We start from the raw sequence: 22,505 nt of genomic DNA on the forward strand, positions 1-22,505 counted from the left end.
GTTTTAAACGTATTACAGCATCATTCTTACCAGAATATTTTCCAATTAAAACAATTTTATGTTGATTATGAAATCTGTCGTGGATTATCCTGAAATTAAATCCATACGATTATCTATTTCATTTTTTTTAGAAAAACTTTAACTATCCTATGTTATTTAAGGATAGTTTACTTGCAAGCCTTTGATAAAATTACATCGTGGAAAGGAGGAGAAATTCTTGACACCTATCAAATATTGATAACTTTTAAACCTATTTCTATGAAAAACAAATTTGACTATTTCCAAAAGGGAAATCGGATTGTCGCTATGCTGATAGTCATGGTTTTCTTTTTTACCTCGGCAGCCTTTGCACAACAAAGTGTACGAGGAAAAGTTAGCAGTTCAACGGGTGAGCCGCTAATCGGTGCAACCATTTCTATTGTAGGTACCACACGTGGTGCATCTACAGATGCTGCGGGTAATTTTAAAATTGATGCTAAATCAGGAGATAATCTTCGTTTTAGTATGGTAGGTTATGCTGCTAAGAATGTGGCATATACAGGTCAATCGCCTTTGAATGTTTCTTTGGTTTCTGACGACCAAACTTTGAACGAAGTTGTCGTTGTGGGTTACGGTTCTCAATCGAAAAAGGAAATTACAGGAGCTGTACAAACCATTGGCTACAAAGAATTAAAAGATTTACCGGTTACACAAATTGGCCAAAAATTACAAGGTCAATTGGCGGGTGTTCAAATTAACCAAACAACTGGACAACCTGGTAAGGGGATGAGTATTCGTATTCGTGGTCAATTATCTGTTTCTGCTGGTTCTGAGCCATTGTATGTAGTGGATGGTTTTCCAATCACTGGATCCATTGGAGCGATGAACCCAGATGAAATTGAAGATATTTCAGTGTTAAAAGATGCGGCTTCGACTTCTCTTTACGGTTCTCGTGCTGCTAATGGGGTTGTGTTAGTAACAACAAAAAAAGGTAAAGGTAGTGGAACCAATGTGGCGTTTAACGTTTATACAGGTATCCAACAAGTACCTATGAAAGGACGTATCAAAATGATGAACGCCGTTCAATTTGCTCAATTCAAAAAAGAATTTTACGAAGACGCAAAACAACCTGTACCTGTTGAATTCCAAAATCCTTCTCAATATGAAGGTAAAAACAACGACTGGTATGATGCTTTGATTCAAAAAAATGCTCCTATCACTAGTTATAATTTGTCAATTACTTCCAACAAAGAAAAATCAAGAACTTCTTTGGTAGCAGGTGTTTTAGATCAAAAAGGTGTTGTATTAAACACCGACTATAAAAGATATTCATTGCGTTTAAATTCAGCATATGATATTTCGGATAAAGTAACCATTGGTTTCAATGTTGCTCCTCAATTGACGTATGACAATACTCCAAGAACAGACGGTGATCGTTCTAATGGTATCTTGTTCAATGCTATACATACGTGGCCAATCATGCCAATATATGAAGCAGATGGAACTACATTAACGAAATTCAATAAATTCCCTGCAAGTACGGGTAATATTTGGACCTATGCGAACTGGGTTCGTTCGGCAAGTGAGATTACCAACGAAACGACAACAACTAACTTGTTAACTAACGGTTATATGGAATACGAGCCGATTAAAGGTTTGAAATTCAAAACAAGTATGAATGGTGAGATTTTAAGAACGAAATTTTTCTTCTTTAATCCATCTTCAGCAACAGTAGCTTTAAATACGCCAACTCCTACTACTGCTGTTTCCATTCGTCAGAATTTTGAAAACTTGTCTTGGTTGAATGAAAATACTGTTACTTACAACAGAACGTTTAACGATGATCATAAATTGGAATTATTGGGAGGTTATACCAATCAATATTTCCGTCAAGAATCCACTCAGATTCAAGCGGATACTTATTCGGATGATCGTCTACCAACTATTCAAGGAGCCATCAATATCAACCGTGGATCTTCCAATAGTGGGGTTCAAGAATGGGCATTGACTTCCTTTTTAGCACGTGCTACTTATAATTACAAGGGTAAGTATTTAGTAAATGCAGCAATTCGTCGTGATGGTTCTTCTCGTTTTGGAGCCAATAACCGTTGGGGAACTTTCCCATCCATTGGTGCAGGTTGGGTAGTTTCGGATGAGCCATTTATGCAAGATATTCCAGCTGTTTCTTTCATGAAAATTAGAGGTAGTATTGGAGAAATTGGTAATAATAACATCGGTAACTACACACAATATGCTTTGATTAACAATACAGTTAATGGTGTATTTGGAAATACAGTTGCTCCAGGAGCTGCAGTATCAACATTAGCGAATCCAAATTTAGGATGGGAGAAAACACGTCAAATTGACTTAGGTTTGGATTTAAATCTTTGGAATGATCGTGTGAATTTCACTTATGATTATTACTTGAAGAACACAACGAATTTATTGTATTCTGTTCAAATTGCTCAAGAGTCAGGTTTTGGTAACTTCAATGACAACATTGGGGAAATTAAATTCTGGGGTCATGAATTTGCAGTAAATACGAAAAATACCACAGGTGCTGTGAAATGGACAACCAATGCGAATATTTCTTTCAACCGTAACGTAGTGGTTGCTTTAGCTCCTGGTATTGACCGTGTATATGGTACCTTCCATATCACCAAAGTGGGTCAACCATTTGGTCAGTTCTATGGTTTTATCTCTCAAGGGATGTACAAAAATCAAGCGGATGTGGATGCCAGTCCAAAAGTACCAGGTCGTTCTTTCCCAGGTACCATTAAATTATGGGATGCTAATGGAGATGGAGTTATCACCAACGGTGGTAACAATGATGACCGTGTGATCATGGGTAATCCTTTTCCTGATTTTATTTACGGTATCACCAACAACGTGACCTATAAAAATTGGGATTTCAACATCATTGGTTCAGGTTCTTATGGAAACCAATTGTTGGTTCGTCATATTTACTCTACTGCTAACTTAGATGGTCCTTTCAACTTATTGGAAGAAGTAGCTAATCGTTGGAGATCAGAATCTCAGCCAGGTGATGGCAAATATGGTACAACTGTAGGTGGTGGTAACGTAACGGGTATTGAGCGTGACTGGATAAACTCTCGTTTCATTGCAGATGCTTCTTATTTCACGATTCGTAATATTACTTTAGGATATACATTCTCTAAACCTTCAAAAGTGTATAAGTCACTTCGTGTGTATGCATCATGTCAACAAGCTTATACCTTTACTAATTACTGGGGTGGACAAAATCCAGAGGTTAGTTCTCAAGGAAATGGACAAGGTGACGGTGGAAACTTGAGTCAAGGTATTGACTTCTCAAGTTATCCTGTTCCACGTACTATCACGCTTGGGGCGAACTTTAACTTTTAATTAGGCCAGATATATAACATATATAGATAGATACAATGAAAAATAAAATCATATTAAGCTGTTTGTTAGCCCTGGGTTTAGCGGGTTGCACAGAAAGTTTCTTGGATATCACACCAGAAACCAATTTAAGTTCGGTGACGTTCTTTAAAACACAATCGGATTTTGAACAAGCGGTCAATGCTTGCTACGTTCCTTTAAGAACTATCTACAACGATCGTTCTTGGTTATTATCTGAAATGCACTCGGATAATACTTATTATGCTCGTAATACAGCTTTTGGTGCTACGGAGCAACAAGAGGATTTGGCAGATTTCTCTATTCCCGTTTCGAATGGTTTGACTACCAATACGCACGTATTGAATCAGTATCGTCAAGATTTCTTAATCATTGCTCGTGCCAATCAAATTTTAGCTTTAATTGACAAAGCAGATATTGATGCGACGGTTAAAGGGAATTTAAAAGGTCAAGCTCAATTTATGAGAGGCTTTGCTTATTTTGAATTATATCGTTATTTCAACAAAGCTCCTTTGCAATTAACTCCGGTAACCGCTCGTGAAGCTGCGGCCGCACCGCTTGGAACAGCAGCAGATTTGGAAAAAATCATTATCGGTGATTTAACTGGAGCTGCTGGTTCATTGAAAAGCAAAGCAACTCAAGAAGCAGGACGTGCTACCTCTGGTGCAGCTAAAACAGTTCTTGCAAATTTGTACATCATCAAGAAGGATTGGGCAAGTGCTGAAAAGTTGTTGAAAGAAGTAGTTGCTGAAGGAAGTTATTCATTAATTCCTGATTACAACAACGTATTCTCTACAAGTACAGCTAACAAAAATAATGCTGAAAGCGTTTTTGAAGTTCAATTTCAAGAAGGTTCTAACGGTTACAATGGAACATTTATGTACAACTTCTTACCACGTCCTATGTTAGAGTCGGAATTAAAGACACTTTCAGGAACTTCGAATCCACAGCCACAAACGGGAGAAGGAAATAACATTCCTACACCTAATGTAATTGCTGCTTATGAAGATGGCGACTTACGTAAAAATGCTTCAGTTGGATACATTACTTGTTCTTCTACTTTATGGGAAGGGAAAACATATCCTATCATCAAGAAATTCATGAAAACTCACTCTTTGAATGGTAATCATGGTATGAATTGGCCAGTATATCGTTATTCTGAGGTTTTATTGTTTTTAGCTGAAGCTTTAAATGAGCAAGGTAAAACAGCTGAAGCAGCAGCGTTTATGAATGCAGTCCGCAAACGTGCAGGGTTAGCTGAGACAACTGCTACTGATCAAGCTTCTTTCAGGGAGGCATTAATGAAAGAACGCCGTGTAGAATTAGCTTTTGAAAATAAGCGTTGGCATGACTTAGTTCGTACTGACACCTACAAAGCGGTTATCACGGCTCGTGGTGCTGAAATTAAGGCAAATCCTTTCTCTTATTACTATCAAAAAGGGTACACTTTACGAAGTAATTCATTTACAGTCATTGAAAAATATTATCCAATGCCTGCTGATGAAGCTGCTTTGAATCCAAATATTAAGTAATAATTGTTTTTTTGTGTTACAAATAGCCGTTCCAATATGTAGGGACGGCTATTTAATTCTCCATCTGCCATGAAAACGCTACCTGTTCTATGTTTGTTTTTATTGCAATTTGTTCTCATTCATGTAATGGAAGCAAAGAAGCCCATCCCTTTTCAAAAAACTATTTTATCCAATGTCTTTTTGTCTGAAGGAGTTAGCGTTGCTGATATCAACAAAGATGGACAATTAGATGTTATCGCTGGAGCCTTTTGGTTTCAAGGTCCCAAATGGGAAAAACATCAGTTTTCAAGTGATATTCGATATGATCGAAGTTTAAAGCCTTTCCCTTCTGATCATGTTTTCAAAGTCGATGAGGGTTACAGTAATTCTTTTTTGAATTTTTCACAAGATGTTAACTCAGATGGTTGGGTGGATATCATCAAAATTGGTTTGCCAGGTGAAGCCGTTTTTTGGTTCGAAAATCCAAAAAATAAAGCTGGTTTATGGAAAGCACATTTGTTGACTAATTCCTTAGGAAATGAATCTCCCTTATTTGAAGATATTAATTTTGATGGAAAAAAAGATTTAATTGGTAACGATTCCAAAAATAAAAAAGTTGTTTGGCTAGAGGCCCCTCACATCAAAAATGATACCGTTTGGGTAGCACACACCATCAGCAACAATCCCAATGTCGGAGTACATAAATATACCCACGGTTTAGGCTTTGGCGATTTAAACAAAGACGGACGAAAAGATGTGATCATCAAAGATGGTTGGTGGGAATCTCCCAAAGATGTAAAACAAGAAAATTGGATTTTTCATCCTTTGAATTTGCAGTTTGACTCCGCACAAATTTTGGTGCAAGATGTGAATCTTGATGGCCAAATGGATTTGCTTAGTTCATCGGCTCATGACTATGGAATTTGGTATCATTTGTTGAGCGAAAATGGAAACAAGGTAGAAACGGTTTTGATTGATAAACAAGTTTCTCAAACTCATTCACTAGCGGCTTTTGATTTTTCCAATGATAAGGTCTTGGATTTTGTGGTTGGTAAAAGATACATGGCCCACAATGGAAAAGATCCGGGTGAATTGGAAGCAGCAAAATTACTTTGGTTCGAATGTATGCCAGGAAAAAATCCAACTTGGGTGAAACATGAAATAGATGATCAATCAGGTGCTGGAATACATTCTGAAATCATCGATATGAATAAAGATGGTAAAAAAGATATCGTCATCTCCAATAAAAAAGGCGTTTTCGTTTTTCTTCAAAAGAAATCGTAAACTGAACGGATAAAATATTTTTTTTCTATTCTTTTTTACTTAAATTTTAAACTTAAAACCTATTAACATGAAAAAAGTAGTAGTTTATTTGGGATTAGTATGTCTACTCTTCTCGATAAATTCTTTCAAACAGAAAGATTCACAAGAATCAAAAAAATCGAGTGAAAAGGGTTTCAAACAAATTTTTGATGGTAAATCACTGAAAAATTGGGACGGTGATCCGACCTATTGGAGAGTAGAAAATGGTTGCATCGTTGGAGAAATTACTCCAGAAACAACTTTGAAAAGAAATCAATTTCTCATTTATCGTGCTGAACAACCCGCTGATTTTGAATTCAAAGCGGAATTTAAAATTGCCAAAGCGGGAAATACGGGCGTCAATTATCGCTCAGAAGAATTAACTCCAGATTTGCCTTTCGCGTTAAAAGGATATCAAGCTGATATTGATGGAGCTAACCGATATACTGGACAAAATTACGAAGAAAGAGCGCGTACAACCTTGGCCTATCGTGGTGAAATTTCAACCATCAACGAGCAAACGGATCCTGAGTTGAAAAATAATTTAAAAACGTATTCTCAAAGAAATAACTGGACAGCTCGTAAAGTAACGGGTTCTTTGGGTTCAGCGGATTCACTTAAAACACACATCAAGTCAGAAGATTGGAATGAAATTCATATCATTGCAAAGGGAAATCGTTTACAACATTTCGTAAATGGGGTATTGATGAGCGATGTAACCGATTTAGATGCAGTCAATGGAAAAAAATCAGGTTGGTTAGGTATGCAAGTACATGTGGGACCACCCATGAAAGTAGAGTACAAAAACATTCGATTGAAAAAATTAAAATAAACCTATAAACAAATTGAAAATGAAAACAGTATTAAAAATTGCCGTCGTTTTTGGGGCGATTTTTACTTTGGTAAGTGCGAATTTCAATTCGCTTTTCCGAGTAAGCCCTGCCGTCGTGGAGGGTGCCAATCCCAAAATAGATAACATCCGTCTTCAACCCGGATTTAAAATTGAACATATTTATAGCCCTTCTGATGCTAAAATTGGATCATGGGTTGCCATGTGTTTCGATGACAAAGGAAGAATCATTGCTTCCGATCAATATGGTGGATTATTTCGTTTGAAAGTTCCAGCAATAGGTTCAAAAGATGTTACTCCTCAAATTGAAAAATTGAAATTCGGAAAAGGCGTTGATACCTTAGGAATTGGTAATGCACACGGCTTGTTATATGCATTTAACAGTTTATATGTATTGGTTAATGCACGTGCGACTCCTGCTAACCCTCAACCAGCTGCCACTGGAAGAAATGGTTTTTCTCAAGGTTATGCGCCAAGAGGAAGTGGTTTATACCGTGTTCAAGATTTAGATGGTGATGATCAATATGATAAAATCACTCTGATGAAAGAATTCAAAGGAGAAGGTGAACATGGACCTCACTCCATTATTCTTTCGCCAGATAAAAAATCCTTGTTTTTAATCAATGGTAACCATACGGATGTTCCTGCTTTGGATGCATATCGTTTACCAAAAAATTGGCATGAAGATAATTTATTCCCATTAATCAAAGATCCTCGCGGACATGCCAATGATCGTTATGCACCAGGAGGCTATGTCTTGAATTTTGATCCAGAGGGTAAGAAATTTGAATTAATCAGTGCGGGTTATCGTAATGCATTTGATATTGCTTTCAATGAATCAGGCGATTTATTTGCTTATGATGCTGATATGGAGTGGGATTTCGGTTTGCCTTGGTATCGTCCAACCCGTATTTGTCACGTAACTTCGGGTTCAGAATTTGGATGGAGAACAGGTAACAGCAAATGGTCACCTTCTTTACCGGATAATTTACCTCCAGTGTTAAACATTGGACAAGGTTCACCGACCAGTTTATTGTCTTTACGAGATGCTAAATTCCCTGCCAAATACAAAAAATCATTATTAGCATTCGACTGGACATTTGGTATTGCTCACTTAATTAAATTGAAGCCTCAAGGGTCTACCTATACAGCGGATAGAGAAGAATTTTTATCAGGAATTCCACTTCCATTGACTGATGGTGTTGTGGGTCCAGATGGTGCATTATATTTCATGATTGGCGGTCGTCGTTTAGAATCGGATATGTATCGTGTTTATTATGCAGGTCCTGAGGAGGCAGTTGCAAAGGCACCTGCTGCATCGATTAATCCATTAAATGAATTACGTCGCAAATTGGAACAATTCCACCAAGGTCCAAATCCAGCTGCTGTTGCAACAGCTTGGCCTGAATTGAATAATCCTGATCGTTTTGTTCGTTATGCAGCGCGAATGGCATTGGAGCATAATCCAGTGGATTCTTGGAAAGAAAAAGCATTGAACGAAAAAGATCCAGTGACTGCTATCAATGCATTAATTGGTTTAATTCGTGCCGATAAGCCAGAAAATAAAGCTGCCATCAATGCTGCATTATTGAAAATTGACAATAAGGCTTTTAATGAAGCTTTACAAATCGATTATATTCGTGCTTTTGAATTGAATATTTTGCGCAATGGATTACCTGATGCGTCTCAATCTTCTGCCATTGTGTCGAAGTTTGATGCCATGTACCCAGCAAGACAAATGAACTTAACTCGTTCGTTAAGCCGTATTTTGATTACATTGGAGGCTCCAGGCATTATACCTAGAACCTTGAAATTAATGGAGACTAAAGATACAGCTTCTGTAGCTGCCTATCGTGTAGAAACAGCTACTTCTTCTGCTGATTTAATTTTACGTAATCCTCAATATGGCACGGATATTGCACGTATGTTGGAAAAAATTCCACCAGCTCAATCAACTTATTTAGGTACCATGTTAAGTGCTGCTAAAAATAATTGGACTCCTGATTTGCATGATCGTTATTTCGCTTGGTTCCGCAATGGATTTAATTTCAATGGTGGACGTAGTTACGTAGGTTTCATCGATCGTGCTCGTAAATTAGCATTAAAAAATGTGGCGGAATCACAAAGAGCTAAATATGATAAAATGTCTGGCGCCGAATTATTAACGGCCAACGGAAATGATTTAGTGAAATTAGATTATCCAAAAGGTCCAGGTAAAAACTGGAAATTGGAAGAAGCCGTTGCACTTCTTGACGAGCCTTTGACAAATCGTAATTTTGCCAACGGTAAATCTTGGTTTGCTGCTACTACTTGTCGAAATTGCCATGCCATTGGTTCTGATGGTGGTGGTAACGTAGGTCCAGATTTAACCAATTTAGGAACTCGTTTTTCTAAAAAGGATATCTTAGAAGCAATTATCAATCCAAATAAAGTGGTTTCCGATCAGTATGCTGCTTCCCAATTGATGTTGAGAAATGGAACATCGGTGGTGGGCCGTATTACTAATCAAGATAAAGTGGCCTTCTATGTTTCACAAAATCCATACGCGCCTGATCAAGTTGAAAAAGTATTGAAGAAAAATGTAACTTCAGTGAAATACTCAGGTGTTTCTCCGATGCTTGCTAACTTAATCAATAGCTTAAGTGCAGAAGAATTGAAAGATTTAATGGCTTATTTAATGTCGGGTGGAAATGAAGCTAATGCCATGTTTACCAAACAAGCTGCTAAATAATTGAATCATCATTAATGAAATAAAATGAAGTATCCTTGGGAAAATAAAATCTCTAATCACAAGCAACTCGGAGGAATTGAAACCTCTGTTTTAGACAACGGTGCGGGCAAGGGAGTCCGAGTTGCTTGGATGGATACAGGTTCAGGTTTGCGCTATAAAATTGTTCTTGATCGAGCAATGGATATTGCGGAAGCCTTTTATCAAGAAAAAAGTTTAGCATGGATAAGCCATGCGGGAGTTACGAGTCCACAACCATTTGCTGACCAAGGAATTCATTGGTTACGAACTTTTGGGGGTGGACTTTTAACAACTTGTGGTTTGGATCATGTGGGTGGGCCTGAAGAGGATGAATTTGGTTCTCGAGGTGTGCATGGAAAAATCAGCAATCAAATGGCTGAAATTGTATCCATTATTCAACCTGACATTCGTTCCGGAAATTTGGATATGAGTATCACAGGCATTATTCGCCAACATGTTATTTTTGGTCCTTGTCTGACATTAAAAAGAACCATTTCTGGTCGATTAGGTGAACCGTTCATTCAGATTCAAGATGAAGTGTTGAATGAGGGAAATACCCCAGCACCATTGATGTTGCTATACCATTTTAATTTTGGATGGCCTTTGATAGATGCTGGAACGGATATTGTAGCGAAGGGAAAGTGGAAATATCGTTTCGAAGGAATCAATGAACCTTTGATTTTTAAAAAGGGAAATGATTATAAGAAATGTCCTGACCCACTGGATATTCATTTGGGGAATGGAGAGGAAGTGGCATTTATTGATGCAGAAGAAGATGCTAATCATCGAGTAGTTTGTGGATTGTATAATTCGACAATCGGTTTGGGAGTTCGCATGGTATATGATAAACGTTCTTTGCCTAGTTTAACCAATTGGCAACATTTTGGTGTCAATGAATATGTAACCGGTGTGGAGCCTGGAACTCATCCACCCATCGGTCAAAAAGCAGCTAGAGAAGACGGAAGTTTGATTTATTTAGCACCAAATGAATCCAAGAAATTTGATATCACATTGGATGTGTTAGATCAACAAAAAAACAACAAAGAATTAACAGAATTTTTACAACATATATAAGCCTATATTGAAATGAAAAATAAAGCAGCAAAAGCCCTTGAGCAAGGGAAAGGAATATTAAGGTTGGCACCTACTTGGGTTCCTCGTTCTTTTTGTGTCCCAGGCCGAAGAATCAAATTACATCCGGATGATTATTATGTGCTAGGTGGAGTTCGTGGCGGGATCGATGAGCGTTGGTTATCTTCCACCACACCAGCTAAAAATGGTCCATTAACAGGTGAGAATGAAGGATTAAGCGCTGTGGTTTACCAAGAGGGAGATAAAGAGGAGCAGGTGCTATTGGTAGATGTTATTCAAGAATTAGGAGCTCAAATTATTGGAGATCGCCTTTGGAATGAATACAAATCATGGCCAATGTATTCGAAATTTTTTGATAATATGGGCCCATTGCCTCATCATATTCACCATAATGATGAACATGCGGCTAAAATCGGACAATTGGGTAAGCCAGAAGCCTACTATTTTCCTCCTCAATTGAATAATCATGGTGGCGATTTTCCTTATACGTTTTTTGGAATAGCTCCTGGTACTACCAAAGAGCAAATCAAAGAATGTTTGATGAATTTCACCAAAGGTGATAATAAAATTACGATGTTTTCTCAAGCGTTTCCATTAATTCCAGGTACAGGATGGGATGTTCCTCCGGGAATGTTGCACGCCCCAGGTAGTATGTGTACCTATGAACCTCAAAAAGCTTCAGATGTTTTTGCGATGTACCAATCATTGGTGAATGAAGCAGTGATTCCAGAAGAGTTATTGTGGAATGGTACTCCGAAAGAAGAAATAGGAAATTATGATCAATTGATGGAAGTAATCGATTGGGATTTAAATACCAATCCAAATTTATTGGAAACTCGTTTCATGCAACCTATTCCAGTTTCTGATGAAAAGGAAATGGAAGCTAAGGGCTATTCTGAAAAATGGATTTGCTATCGTTCAGATGCTTTTAGTGCCAAAGAATTAACCATTTTCCCAGGTCAAACAGTAACAATTACAGATGCGGCGGCATATGGTTTAATCATGATGCAAGGTCATGGTAAAATGGGTGTTTGGAACATAGAAACGCCAGCTTTAATCCGTTATGGACAATTGACAAATGACGAATTCTTTGTAACAGAATCTGCTGCCAATGAAGGCGTAACCATTACCAATCATTCTTCAACGGATCCAATCGTCATGCTGAAACATTTTGGTCCTAAAAATCCAGATTTGAAATTTTAAGTTTATTTTAAAAACCTATACATATGAAACCAGATAATATATATCCAAAATTGCACAATGCAACTTGGCCAGGAATTGTTGGTAAAGGTCCAGATTCGGAACCGATTATTTCCCTTGATCAAATGCTTGAAATGACTGCTGCCGCAGAGGTAAACGGTACGAAATTTGATGGCGTAGATATTGGACTTTTAGGGCCACATTATGATATCGAGTCAGGAAAGGACGGAGCACAAAGATTAGCAGATCAAGTTGCAGCACATGGTTTAGAAATTGGAAGTTTGGTGGCACCTATTTGGGGTGGACCAGCTATTGGAAGTAAAGATGACCAAGATCATTTTGTAGACATGGTTCGCAAATCTTGTGAAGTAGGTCAAACATTACGTGAATTGGGCATTCGTCCGAATGGTATCATTCGTATTGATTCGGCAAGTGGTGTTTCTGATTGGGCAAAAGATCCCGTTGGTAATTCTAAAAAGATTGTTGAAACGTTTCAACGTGCTTGTGACGTAGCGGCGGATTATGGTGAGCGTTTGGCTGCAGAAGGAGAAATTTGTTGGGGTGGAATGCATTCTTGGAAACACATGGTGGAGACTTTGGAAGCGGTTGATCGTAAAAATATTGGTTTCCAAGCGGATATGTCACATACTCTTCTTTATACCATGGGTTACAATGCACCTGAGCATCGTATTTTGCCAGATAATTATGATTGGCAAGATCGCGAAGTGCTGAAGGATGCTTTGAAGAAAATTAGTGCTGCTTTACGTCCTTGGACCATTGATTTTCACGTAGCACAAAATGATGGTACTGTTCACGGGACTGGTAGTCACGACAAAACGGGCCGTCACTGTCAAGCCACGGATCCCAATGGGAAATTAGTGGTAGCGGAAGATGCTGGATATTGGTTAAGAGATGCCAAAGGTGAATTGACACAAGCTTTTAAACATATTTGTTGGGATGGTTGTATGTTCTCTAATGAAGTTATGCTTCAACAAAAAACGTGGAATGATATTTTAGCAACAATGATTCGAGTAAGAGAAGCTCATGGCTGGTCTTAGGAATTGGTAAATGATGATTGAAATGGAAAAGAAAAAATTAAGAATAGGATTGATCGGAACCGGATTTATGGGAAGAACCCATTCAAATGGTTTTAATAGAATAAAAAACTTTTTCCCCAATTTAGCTTATGAGCCTGTTATGCAGGCCGTTTGCTCTAGAAATGAAGCCAATGTGAAGGCTTTTGCTGCTCAGTGGGGTTATGCATCATATGAAACGGATTGGAGAAAATTAATCGCTCGAGATGATATTGATGCGGTAGATATTTGTACTCCCAATGATACACATGCCGAAATTGCCATCGCTGCTGCAAAAGCCGGGAAAATGATCCTTTGTGAAAAACCTTTGTCTAGAACCTTGGCAGAAGGAGAAGAAATGGTAAAAGTGATTGAAGAAACAGGAGTTCGTAATACGGTTTGGTATAACTACCGTCGTTTGCCGGCTGTTTCTTTAGCTAAGAAAATCATTGATTCAGGTAAATTAGGGCGTATTTTTCATTATAGAGCTAATTTCTTGCAAGATTGGACCATTAGTCCAGATGTGCCACAAGGAGGCGCGGGAACTTGGCGTTTGGACGTAGAAGCTGCAGGTTCTGGAGTTACTGGCGATTTATTAGCCCACTGTATTGATACCGCACTTTGGTTAAATGGAGGCATCAATGATGTTTCAGCTTTGACGGAAACGTTTGTCAAAGAACGCGTTCATTCAGGAACGGGTCAAGTACAAAAAGTTGGAATTGATGACGCGTGTTTGTTCCATTGCCATTTTGATAATGGTTCCTTAGGTTTGTTCGAATCGACACGTTATGCACGAGGACACAAAGCTCTTTATACTTTTGAAATCAATGGAGAACACGCTTCTTTGCGTTGGGATTTACATGATTTGAATCGTTTAGAAATGTTTGATCATTCGGATGATTCCATTGTTCGTGGTTGGAAATCGATTTTGGTTACGGATGGAGATCAGCCATACATGGATAAATGGTGGGTGCCAGGTTTAATCATTGGTTATGAACATAGTTTTGTTCATCAAGCTGCCGACTTTTTATTGTCGCTTGAGAAAAATGAACCTTGTTCTCCCACATTCAAAGAAGCCTTACAAACTCAAAAGGTATGTGAAGCAGTGATTGAATCAGGAAGAGATCGTCAATGGAAGGATACAAATGTAGTTTGGCCTTGCTAAGAATTAATGAATGAAAGTAAAAGAAGACAACCCTATCCTTGAATTAAAAAGCGTTTCTGTTGGCTTTTCTGGGATAAATGTGCTTCAACATATAGATTTATCATTGTTTCCTGGTGAAATTCATGCGCTGGTCGGTGAAAATGGTGCAGGGAAATCAACTTTGATGAAAATGATGTTAGGAATCATCTCTCCAAATGTTGGAGAGGTGATTTTTTTTGGTCAAAAAAGAGCTAATCAAGGCCTTCGACAAATCATGGAATCTGGAATTTCCATGATACACCAAGAAATTATGCTCGTTCCGGAGCTGAGTGTGGAAGAAAATATCTATTTAGGTCGAGAAAATGAATTGGGAGTTTTTCCTTGGGAACAAAAAAAGAACCTAAGGTCAAAGGTGAATCTTCTTCTAAACGACTGTCAGATTAATTTAAATCCCGCTGAAAAGGTTAAAAATTTATCCATTGCTGATCAACAATTGGTGGAAATTTTACGAGCTATCTCTCAAAAGGCTAAATTGATTTTAATGGACGAACCAACTTCTTCATTGAGCGACAAAGAAGTGCTGATTTTCCAACAGTTGATTCAGAAATTAAAAAAGGAAGGGGTGAGTATTTTGTTTACTTCCCATAAAATGGAGGAGATATTCAAATTTGCAGATCGAATTTCAATATTGCGAGATGGTCATTTAATGGGAAGTCATTTGAAAAATGATCTTTCAGAAAAGGAGTTGGTATTCCAAATGGTAGGAAGGGAAATGAATCAGTTTTTTCCGAATCGAACCAGTACACTCGGTCCTGTCGTTTTGGAAGTGGATCAATTGGGAAGTCAAGGATATTTTTCGAACATACATTTTGATCTTCACCAAGGCGAAATTGTGGGAATTGGTGGATTGGTAGGAGCAGGAAGAACCGAAATTGGGAAAGCCATTGCTGGTTTATTACGTATAAATGCTGGTGAAATTCGGCTGAATGGTCAAAAAGTGAACTTCACAAAACCCAAAGACGCCATTCATGCAGGAATTGGTTACGTGAGTGAGGATCGCAAGGAAATGGGTTTTGTGCCTGAGTTTACGATTGCCCAAAATATTAGTTTGTCTTCCATTAAATCCATGCAAAAAGGAGGTTTTATTGATGAATCTTACGAGGAGGAGGTTTCCATCAATCATGTCCGACAATTATCCATCAAACATTTGAATAAACAACAAAAAGTAGAAAATTTAAGTGGCGGAAATCAACAAAAAGTTGTTTTTGCAAAAGTACTTCAACATCAACCGAATATTTTCATTCTGGATGAACCAACACGTGGTATCGATGTTCAGGCTAAATTTGAAATATATTCTTTGATGAATCAGTTGGTTTCAGAAGGAAAATCCATTATTTTGATATCTTCTGATTTGCCAGAACTGATTCATTTAAGCGATCGGGTGGTGGTTATTTCCAAAGGAAAACAAACGGCCATGTTAGAGAAAGATCAAATAAAAGCCGATGAAATCATGAAAAATGCGATGAAATAAAATGAATAAATGGAAAGAAATCATATTTAAGAGTCAATCTGGCGGAATATTCCTAGCCTTATTGGTGATTTGTTTTTTAATCAGTACACAAACTTCTCGATTTTTAACAGAGACCAATTTAATGGTGATATTTAATCAGGTTTCAGTAAATGCGATTTTAGCATTTGGTGTCACATTTGTCATTATTTCTGGTGGGATAGACTTGTCATTGGGCTCTATGTTAGCAGTTGCTGGCGTAGTGGCGGCTTTGTTTGCTAAATCGGATTCAGGAAATTTGTGGATTTCGATACCTTTGGCATTATTGACTGGAGCCATGATGGGCGCTGTTAATGGTTGGATTATAGTATTGTCCAAAGTTCCACCATTTATTGTTACTTTAGGTAGTATGACGATAGCCAGAGGTTTAGCTTTGATCATCAGTGATGGCCGGCCTGTTTCCGATTTGTCCGAATCTTTTAATTTTATTGGAAATGATTCTTTTTTGTCGATTCCAATTCCTATTATTTTCTTATTAATCACCTTCGTCTTTTGCGCCATTTTGTTGAATAAGACCGTTTTTGGGCGCTATGTCAAAGCAATTGGTGGAAATGAAACCGCCTCCTATGTGGCTGGAATTCCAGTGGATCGAATTAAATGTTGGGTGTATACCTTAAGCGGTATTTTTGCTGCGATTGGAGGAATTCTCTTGGCTGCTCGAATCAATACCGGTCAGCCGAATGCAGGTTTAGGTTTTGAATTAGATGCCATTGCAGCGGTGATCATTGGAGGTACTAGTACCAGAGGAGGGAAGGGAAGTATCATTGGGACACTTTTAGGTGTATTGTTTATTGGTGTAATCAATAATGGATTGGATTTAATGAATGTTTCAGCCTATTGGCAACAAGTTGTGATGGGTGGAATTATTATATTAGCGGTTGTTATTGATCGCTTTTACCAAAATATGAAAAAATAATGATGAAAAAGGATTTGAAATTTGTCTTAGTACTTGTTACTGCGTTAATATTTGCTTTTGCTTGTGGAAAAAAGGAAAAGGAGGGTAAAAAGAAATTCATCATAGGTGTTTCTATGTTGAGCATGCAAAATGAATTTATTCAAAAAGTCGCCCAATCCTTAGAAAAAAATGCGGAGGCGAATCAAGTAGAATTAATCGTGATTGACGCTGAAAGATCTGCTTTAAAGCAAGTGGAACAGGTGGAAAATTTTATTAGCCAGCAAGTGGATGCCATTATTTTGAACCCATGTGAATTTGACGCATCTTCACCGGCGGTGTTAAAAGCGAAACAAGCTGGCATTCCCATTGTGAATGTCAATTCTTCCACCAAAGAAAATCCAGACGCTTGGGTGGGTTCGGATGATAAAGAGTCGGCGAAAATGGCCATAGATTTCATTGCGAAGAAATTAAATGGGAAAGGGAATTTATTGATGATACAAGGGTACATGGGTCAGGCGGCACAAATTGATCGTGAGGCGGGTGCTATGGCGGCATTGAAAAATTATCCTGGTTTGAAATTAATGACGAGTCAAACTGGCGAGTGGGATAGAGCGAAATCGATGGCCTTAATGGAAAACTGGATTCAGTCTTACGGAACTCAAATCAACGCCGTTTTTGCTCAAAATGATGAAATGGGTTTAGGGGCAATGCAGGCTTTGATAGATGCCAAAATGAAGGATAAAGTGGTGGTCGTAAGTGTGGATGGTATTGGAGATGCGATGAAGGCAGTTAAAGCAAAAAAATTGGATGCTACGATCATACAAGATGCTGAAAATCAAGGTAAAAAAGCCATGGAATTAGCGATTCAATTGATTCAAAAAAAGAACCTGAAAGAGAAATCGATTCAGATTCCCTTTCAGGTGTATATTGGGAAATAAATCGATTATATAAACAACTGAAATTGCAAGGTTACGCTATTTAACCTTTCTCCCGACTTTACTTCATTATCTTTCACGAAATAGCTAGGCCTGTTTTGTAGATCTAAACTTAATTTCGCTTTATTTCCTTGTAAATAATAATTAAGCCCTACATTGTACGTATTCACGGATAGTCCATTGATGCGATCATACGATGCTAAACTAGCTGAAGCGTAAGGCATCCATCGATTCGACATGCTAGCATTTTTAGAAGGTAATAAATAGCCAATTTGAGAATATATGACATGACCTGTTCCAAACATGGGATACGAATTTCCATACGTAGGTCCTTGTCCTGTGATGGAATTTGTGGAAGTTAAATTTGTTCCATTTCCTGGATTCATGGCACCATTGTACCTTAAATAGTTGTTGCCGTAATTGGTGTTGAAATAACCTAAATAGGCATTTATGGCAGAGTGAGTTGCTTTATTTAAAGGAATATCCACGAAACTCTCAATCGCCCAATGCATCATTTGTTGGTAGGAAGTATCGCCTAAAGCTGTTTTAGACCACATGGCATCGGATTGGTGAATAAATCCTCCCGCAATATTGACTATTTTTTTAGTGCCTAAATAAGATCCTGTCATATAAGGAGTTGTATGATTTTCGTGATCAAAAAACTGATAAATCAAATACACTTGTTGTTGCAAAGAACGTCCTTTTGTACTAAAATTAGCAAAGTTAGAAAGAGCAGGCGGCGTTTGTCCATTGGAACTGATAGGGAAGGGGTCACTCAGAATAAAACGGTAATCCCAATGTCCAATTTGCCCCCTTGCATAAATGCTTAATTTTCTAGAAAACTGATCGATTTGATCCACGGTCGTTTGGGCAAAAACAGGAACATCCATGCTAGTTATCGTTCCAATACTCGGTTGAGAAAATCTGGATAATCCTGAAATAATGCTTAAACCTCCTCCAATCTTCAATTGGTTTTTTTCTGAAACACGGTATTCCCCCAACGCATCATGAAAAAAGGGTGCAATTTTCCGATTGCCTGTAGAGTTGTATTGGGCGTTAAAATTATTTTGACCAAATTGAAAATAGATAAATGCGCGGTCAGTCAATTGTCCATACATCTGAATTCGGGTTCTTCTTAAGCCAATATCAAAGCTGCTGGATTCAGGATTTCCTTCAACGGTGGTTCCTGGATTATTTTCGGTTCCCCGAACCCAAACCTGATTTAAAAATGTTGTTTGGAAATAATGACTTCCACTTTCATTTAATTTAATTTTTAAGACTTCATTGTCTGCTTGTCCAAAAATGGTACTTGAAATACTTAGGAATAGAATAATATATATCAATTTTTTCATTGCGTGTTGTATTTTGGCTTTGAATGCCTTTTGAAAAGAAAATAAATAAAATGCAAGGAAAAATTTTCTACAGACGTAGATTTTGGAAGGCTAAAAAGTGTGAAATTTTATCTGCTTTAATGATATCAAAGCCAAACGGGTAATTAGCAAATTGATCTTCGGAATATGCCAATGTGACACTACTTGTAATGGTAGATGCCTCACGTATGATATTGGATGGGGTAGATTTATTTGGGTCAACCTCCTCTTCGATTTCTTCCTCCTCAATATCCAATAGGAATTGATTTTGTGCTGATCCAGAGGTTGTATGGAGGAATTTCTGATTTTTTGTGTAAGTTTTTGAACTTTTGGCAATACCATTTAACCCAAGCCCTAAACTTAGTATCAAAAGAATTTTCAAAAAGTGTTTGACACAAAACTTCATAGATTAATTCCTAAACTTTTACCTCTCTTCTCTTTTATTTTCTTCTCTCTTCTCTCCTCTCTTCTTTACATCAACTGTCTTTTATACAATTGAATCGTATTTTCTATTCCATAATACAAGGCATCACACATTAAAGCATGACCAATAGAAACTTCATCCAAGGGATTTACTTGCGATTTGAAATAAGCTAAATTCTCTAAACTTAAATCGTGGCCAGCATTAATACCAAGTCCTAATTGATGTGCTCTAAAAGCAGCTTTTCGGTAATTAGCAACCGATTTGACTGGATCTATTGGAAATAGTTCAGCAAAAGGTTCTGTATACAACTCAATTCGATCTGCGCCCGTAGTTGCCGCTGCCTCAATCATTTCCAATAGAGGATCCACAAAAATGGAAGTTCGAATACCCGCTTCTTTAAAAGGAGCAATTAATTTTTTCAATAATTCTTGATGCTCGATCGTGTTCCAACCATGATTGGAAGTAATTTGTCCTAAAGCGTCAGGGACCAATGTAACTTGTTCTGGCTTTACCGCCAAAACCAATTCAACGAATTTATCTTCCAAAGGGTTTCCTTCGATGTTAAACTCTGTTGAAATTCTTTCTTTCAATGCAAAAACATCCGCATACCGAATATGTCGTTCATCGGGTCTTGGATGTACGGTGATTCCTTCTGCTCCAAATCGTTCGCAATCCAAAGCAAATGTGATTAAATCTGGATTGTTGCCTCCTCTGGAATTTCTTAAAGTGGCAATTTTGTTGATATTTACACTTAGTCTAGTCATATAAAAAAGGCCGGTTAAACCGGCCTGATTATTAAATTAAGTTATTATTGGCCAAATATTCAGCAATTTGAACAGCATTGGTAGCTGCTCCTTTGCGTAAATTATCGGCGACAATCCATAAGTTTAAGGTTTTTGCTTGTGTTTCATCTCTTCGAATTCTACCCACAAAAACTTCATCTTTCCCATGTGCTGTGATCGGCATTGGGTAGACAAAATTCTTAGGATCATCTTGAACGATGATTCCTTCTTCTGCTTCTAAAATGGCACGTACCTCAGCTAAATCAAATTCATTTTCGAATTCAATGTTGACTGCTTCAGAGTGTCCACCAATCGTAGGAATACGAACGGTAGTAGCTGTTACAGCAATATTATCGTCCATCATGATTTTTTTTGTTTCCAAAATCATTTTCATTTCTTCCTTCGTATATCCATTTTCCATGAATACATCAATGTGTGGAAGTACGTTTAAGTCGATTTTATGCGGATAAACTTTGTTATAATCCGTTTTTCCAGCTCTCTCGTCGAATAATTGGTCAACCGCTGCTTTACCAGTTCCTGTTACTGATTGGTATGTAGAAACAACTACACGTTTAATTTTGTATTTTTTGTGCAAAGGATTCATTACCACGACCATTTGAATGGTAGAGCAATTGGGATTGGCAATGATTTTATCGTCTTCTGTTAGCGTGTTCGCATTGATTTCAGGAACAACCAATTTTTTAGTAGGATCCATTCTCCATGCAGATGAATTATCAACCACCGTAATTCCAGCCGCTGCAAATTTGGGTGCAATTTCTAAAGAAGTCCCACCGCCAGCTGAAAAAATAGCTACATTGGGTTTCATTGCTATGGCTGTATCGAATCCAACCACCTCGTAATCCTTGCCTTTAAAGCTTACCTTTTTACCAATGGATCTTTCCGAAGCTACCGGAATTAATTCAGTTACTGGGAAATTTCTTTCCGCCAATACTTTTAAAATTTCACCGCCTACTAATCCTGTGGCGCCAACTACTGCAACTTTCATTTTTTATACTTCTATTAAAATTGATAATTCCAAGCTAATCCCAAATTCGGACCCAAAGGACCAATGGGATTTATTTTTAATGTTACTTGTTGATTAGTTTTAGCTAATTCATTGTAACGGTTTAAGGCCTTGTTAAAGTGTTTCATACTAGCAGTGCCTAAATAAATATTGAATAATGCCGTGCCGCCAAATACAGACCAGTAAAATCCATCAGAGACTTTGTCTTTGTTCAAAAAGGAATACAATGCTACGGCAGTTGAAATGCCAGACACCCATCCCATGGTTTTTCTTTGTTTTTTAAATGTCAAAAATTCATAACTAACTTCCGGATCCTTGGCATCCAATAAGGGAATTTGCAAGGCAGACGGGGAATCAATGATTTGACGTTTATAAACGTATCTACTATCAAAAATGGATCGAACCTCTTCAATCGGATATATTTTTGTCTTACTATCATCTTGACCTTTTGTCAGAAAAGAAATAAAACTCAACAAAATAATCACTAATTGTTTGATTCTCACAACTCATTTTGGTTGATAGCCTGCAAAATTAGGGCTTAAAGTTTGAAGTAGAAAGGAAAATTTTTATTAATTCGCCCTTTGGATGATCCGATTGGGAGTGATAATGATGTCCAAAGCAATATCGGTCGATTCTACATCGTCGATGATACTTGGTTCTTCAAAAAGAGAAAGACCAATTTTAATCATTTTGGAAGAACATTGGACTAAATATTGATCATAAAAACCCTTTCCATAACCTACTCGGTGACCATTTTTGTCAAACGCCAACAATGGAATGAACATGATTTGGATTTCTGTTGGATGGATGGAATGGGCATCTATTTTCAAAGGTTCTGGAATACCCCATTTCGATATTTCTAGGTCATTTTCCGATTCTATGCAATAAAATTGCATCTCATTTTCATTTTGTACGCGTGGAAAAAAAAGCTGGTGACCTAGATGCAAATCCTGAATTATTTGGTGAATAGGAGCGGTATCTATCTCATGCTTGGAAGCGATGGGTAAAAAAGAGCCTATTTTTTGATTAGTTGGTAGATTTTGGATAAAGATGGATACTTTACTACAAAGACAATTGTTCAATTCTTGAAATTGAAATTCGGTCAATTCTTTTCGTTTTTCAAAAAATAGTTTTCGTAGGTCAACTTTAAGCATGTTACGAAATTACGTAAAAGATGGTTATGAAAATTATCAAGTAGTAGGTTTTTAA

The 22,505-nt window shown here is 37.5% G+C and carries 18 protein-coding genes; 12 read left to right on the plus strand and 6 right to left on the minus strand.

The window, feature by feature from the left end; translation table 11 throughout:
- Positions 1-258 precede the first annotated feature (258 nt).
- The 12 genes from V7S76_RS01470 to V7S76_RS01525 all read left to right on the plus strand — a co-directional run bounded on the left by V7S76_RS01470 (position 259) and on the right by V7S76_RS01525 (position 17,699).
- The gene (locus V7S76_RS01470) at positions 259-3,363 is read left to right on the plus strand and encodes a SusC/RagA family TonB-linked outer membrane protein (protein WP_459508222.1); all 3,105 of its coding nucleotides are present in this window, start codon (positions 259-261) and stop codon (positions 3,361-3,363) included.
- Between the two features lie 35 nt (positions 3,364-3,398).
- Positions 3,399-4,910, plus strand: a complete 1,512-nt coding sequence (locus tag V7S76_RS01475; protein ID WP_459508223.1) for a RagB/SusD family nutrient uptake outer membrane protein — start codon at positions 3,399-3,401, stop codon at positions 4,908-4,910.
- A 69-nt stretch (positions 4,911-4,979) separates the two neighbouring features.
- Positions 4,980-6,173 (plus strand): FG-GAP repeat domain-containing protein, encoded by a 1,194-nt coding sequence (locus V7S76_RS01480; RefSeq protein WP_459508224.1) that lies wholly within the window; start codon positions 4,980-4,982, stop codon positions 6,171-6,173.
- 67 nt (positions 6,174-6,240) lie between these two features.
- A complete protein-coding gene (locus V7S76_RS01485; protein ID WP_459508226.1) occupies positions 6,241-7,023 on the plus strand; it encodes a 3-keto-disaccharide hydrolase in 783 nt (260 codons plus the stop codon).
- A gap of 19 nt (positions 7,024-7,042) precedes the next feature.
- The gene (locus V7S76_RS01490; RefSeq protein WP_459508227.1) at positions 7,043-9,772 is read left to right on the plus strand and encodes a c-type cytochrome; all 2,730 of its coding nucleotides are present in this window, start codon (positions 7,043-7,045) and stop codon (positions 9,770-9,772) included.
- 24 nt (positions 9,773-9,796) lie between these two features.
- On the plus strand, positions 9,797-10,864 hold the full coding sequence (locus V7S76_RS01495) for an aldose 1-epimerase family protein (RefSeq protein WP_459508228.1): 1,068 nt from the start codon (positions 9,797-9,799) through the stop codon (positions 10,862-10,864).
- 12 nt (positions 10,865-10,876) lie between these two features.
- On the plus strand, positions 10,877-12,085 hold the full coding sequence (locus tag V7S76_RS01500; RefSeq protein ID WP_459508229.1) for a class I mannose-6-phosphate isomerase: 1,209 nt from the start codon (positions 10,877-10,879) through the stop codon (positions 12,083-12,085).
- Between the two features lie 23 nt (positions 12,086-12,108).
- The gene (locus V7S76_RS01505) at positions 12,109-13,140 is read left to right on the plus strand and encodes a sugar phosphate isomerase/epimerase family protein (protein WP_459508230.1); all 1,032 of its coding nucleotides are present in this window, start codon (positions 12,109-12,111) and stop codon (positions 13,138-13,140) included.
- Between the two features lie 22 nt (positions 13,141-13,162).
- The gene (locus V7S76_RS01510; protein ID WP_459508231.1) at positions 13,163-14,320 is read left to right on the plus strand and encodes a Gfo/Idh/MocA family protein; all 1,158 of its coding nucleotides are present in this window, start codon (positions 13,163-13,165) and stop codon (positions 14,318-14,320) included.
- 10 nt (positions 14,321-14,330) lie between these two features.
- Positions 14,331-15,830: a sugar ABC transporter ATP-binding protein gene (locus tag V7S76_RS01515; protein WP_459508232.1), complete on the plus strand. Its 1,500-nt coding sequence runs from the start codon at positions 14,331-14,333 to the stop codon at positions 15,828-15,830.
- Position 15,831: 1 nt separating this feature from the next.
- The gene (locus tag V7S76_RS01520) at positions 15,832-16,782 is read left to right on the plus strand and encodes an ABC transporter permease (protein ID WP_459508233.1); all 951 of its coding nucleotides are present in this window, start codon (positions 15,832-15,834) and stop codon (positions 16,780-16,782) included.
- Complete coding sequence (locus tag V7S76_RS01525; RefSeq protein WP_459508234.1) at positions 16,782-17,699, plus strand: substrate-binding domain-containing protein; 918 nt, start codon at positions 16,782-16,784, stop codon at positions 17,697-17,699. Before V7S76_RS01520 ends, V7S76_RS01525 begins: the two co-directional genes overlap by 1 nt.
- A gap of 5 nt (positions 17,700-17,704) precedes the next feature.
- On the opposite strand, the gene V7S76_RS01530 is transcribed toward V7S76_RS01525, so the two are convergent.
- The 6 genes from V7S76_RS01530 to V7S76_RS01555 all read right to left on the minus strand — a co-directional run bounded on the left by V7S76_RS01530 (position 17,705) and on the right by V7S76_RS01555 (position 22,450).
- On the minus strand, positions 17,705-19,048 hold the full coding sequence (locus V7S76_RS01530) for a hypothetical protein (protein WP_459508235.1): 1,344 nt from the start codon (positions 19,046-19,048) through the stop codon (positions 17,705-17,707).
- Between the two features lie 67 nt (positions 19,049-19,115).
- Positions 19,116-19,472: a hypothetical protein gene (locus V7S76_RS01535; RefSeq protein ID WP_459508236.1), complete on the minus strand. Its 357-nt coding sequence runs from the start codon at positions 19,470-19,472 to the stop codon at positions 19,116-19,118.
- 65 nt (positions 19,473-19,537) lie between these two features.
- On the minus strand, positions 19,538-20,254 hold the full coding sequence (locus V7S76_RS01540; protein WP_459508237.1) for a pyridoxine 5'-phosphate synthase: 717 nt from the start codon (positions 20,252-20,254) through the stop codon (positions 19,538-19,540).
- Between the two features lie 31 nt (positions 20,255-20,285).
- Positions 20,286-21,278, minus strand: coding sequence for an aspartate-semialdehyde dehydrogenase (locus V7S76_RS01545; protein WP_459508238.1), 993 nt, complete (start codon positions 21,276-21,278; stop codon positions 20,286-20,288).
- A 14-nt stretch (positions 21,279-21,292) separates the two neighbouring features.
- Entirely contained in the window at positions 21,293-21,799 is a 507-nt protein-coding gene (locus tag V7S76_RS01550) for a hypothetical protein (protein ID WP_459508239.1), read from the minus strand.
- A 66-nt stretch (positions 21,800-21,865) separates the two neighbouring features.
- Positions 21,866-22,450, minus strand: coding sequence for a 5-formyltetrahydrofolate cyclo-ligase (locus V7S76_RS01555; protein ID WP_459508240.1), 585 nt, complete (start codon positions 22,448-22,450; stop codon positions 21,866-21,868).
- Between the last annotated feature and the right edge of the window lie 55 nt (positions 22,451-22,505).

It is taken from the genome of Aquirufa sp. ROCK2-A2 (assembly GCF_054558485.1).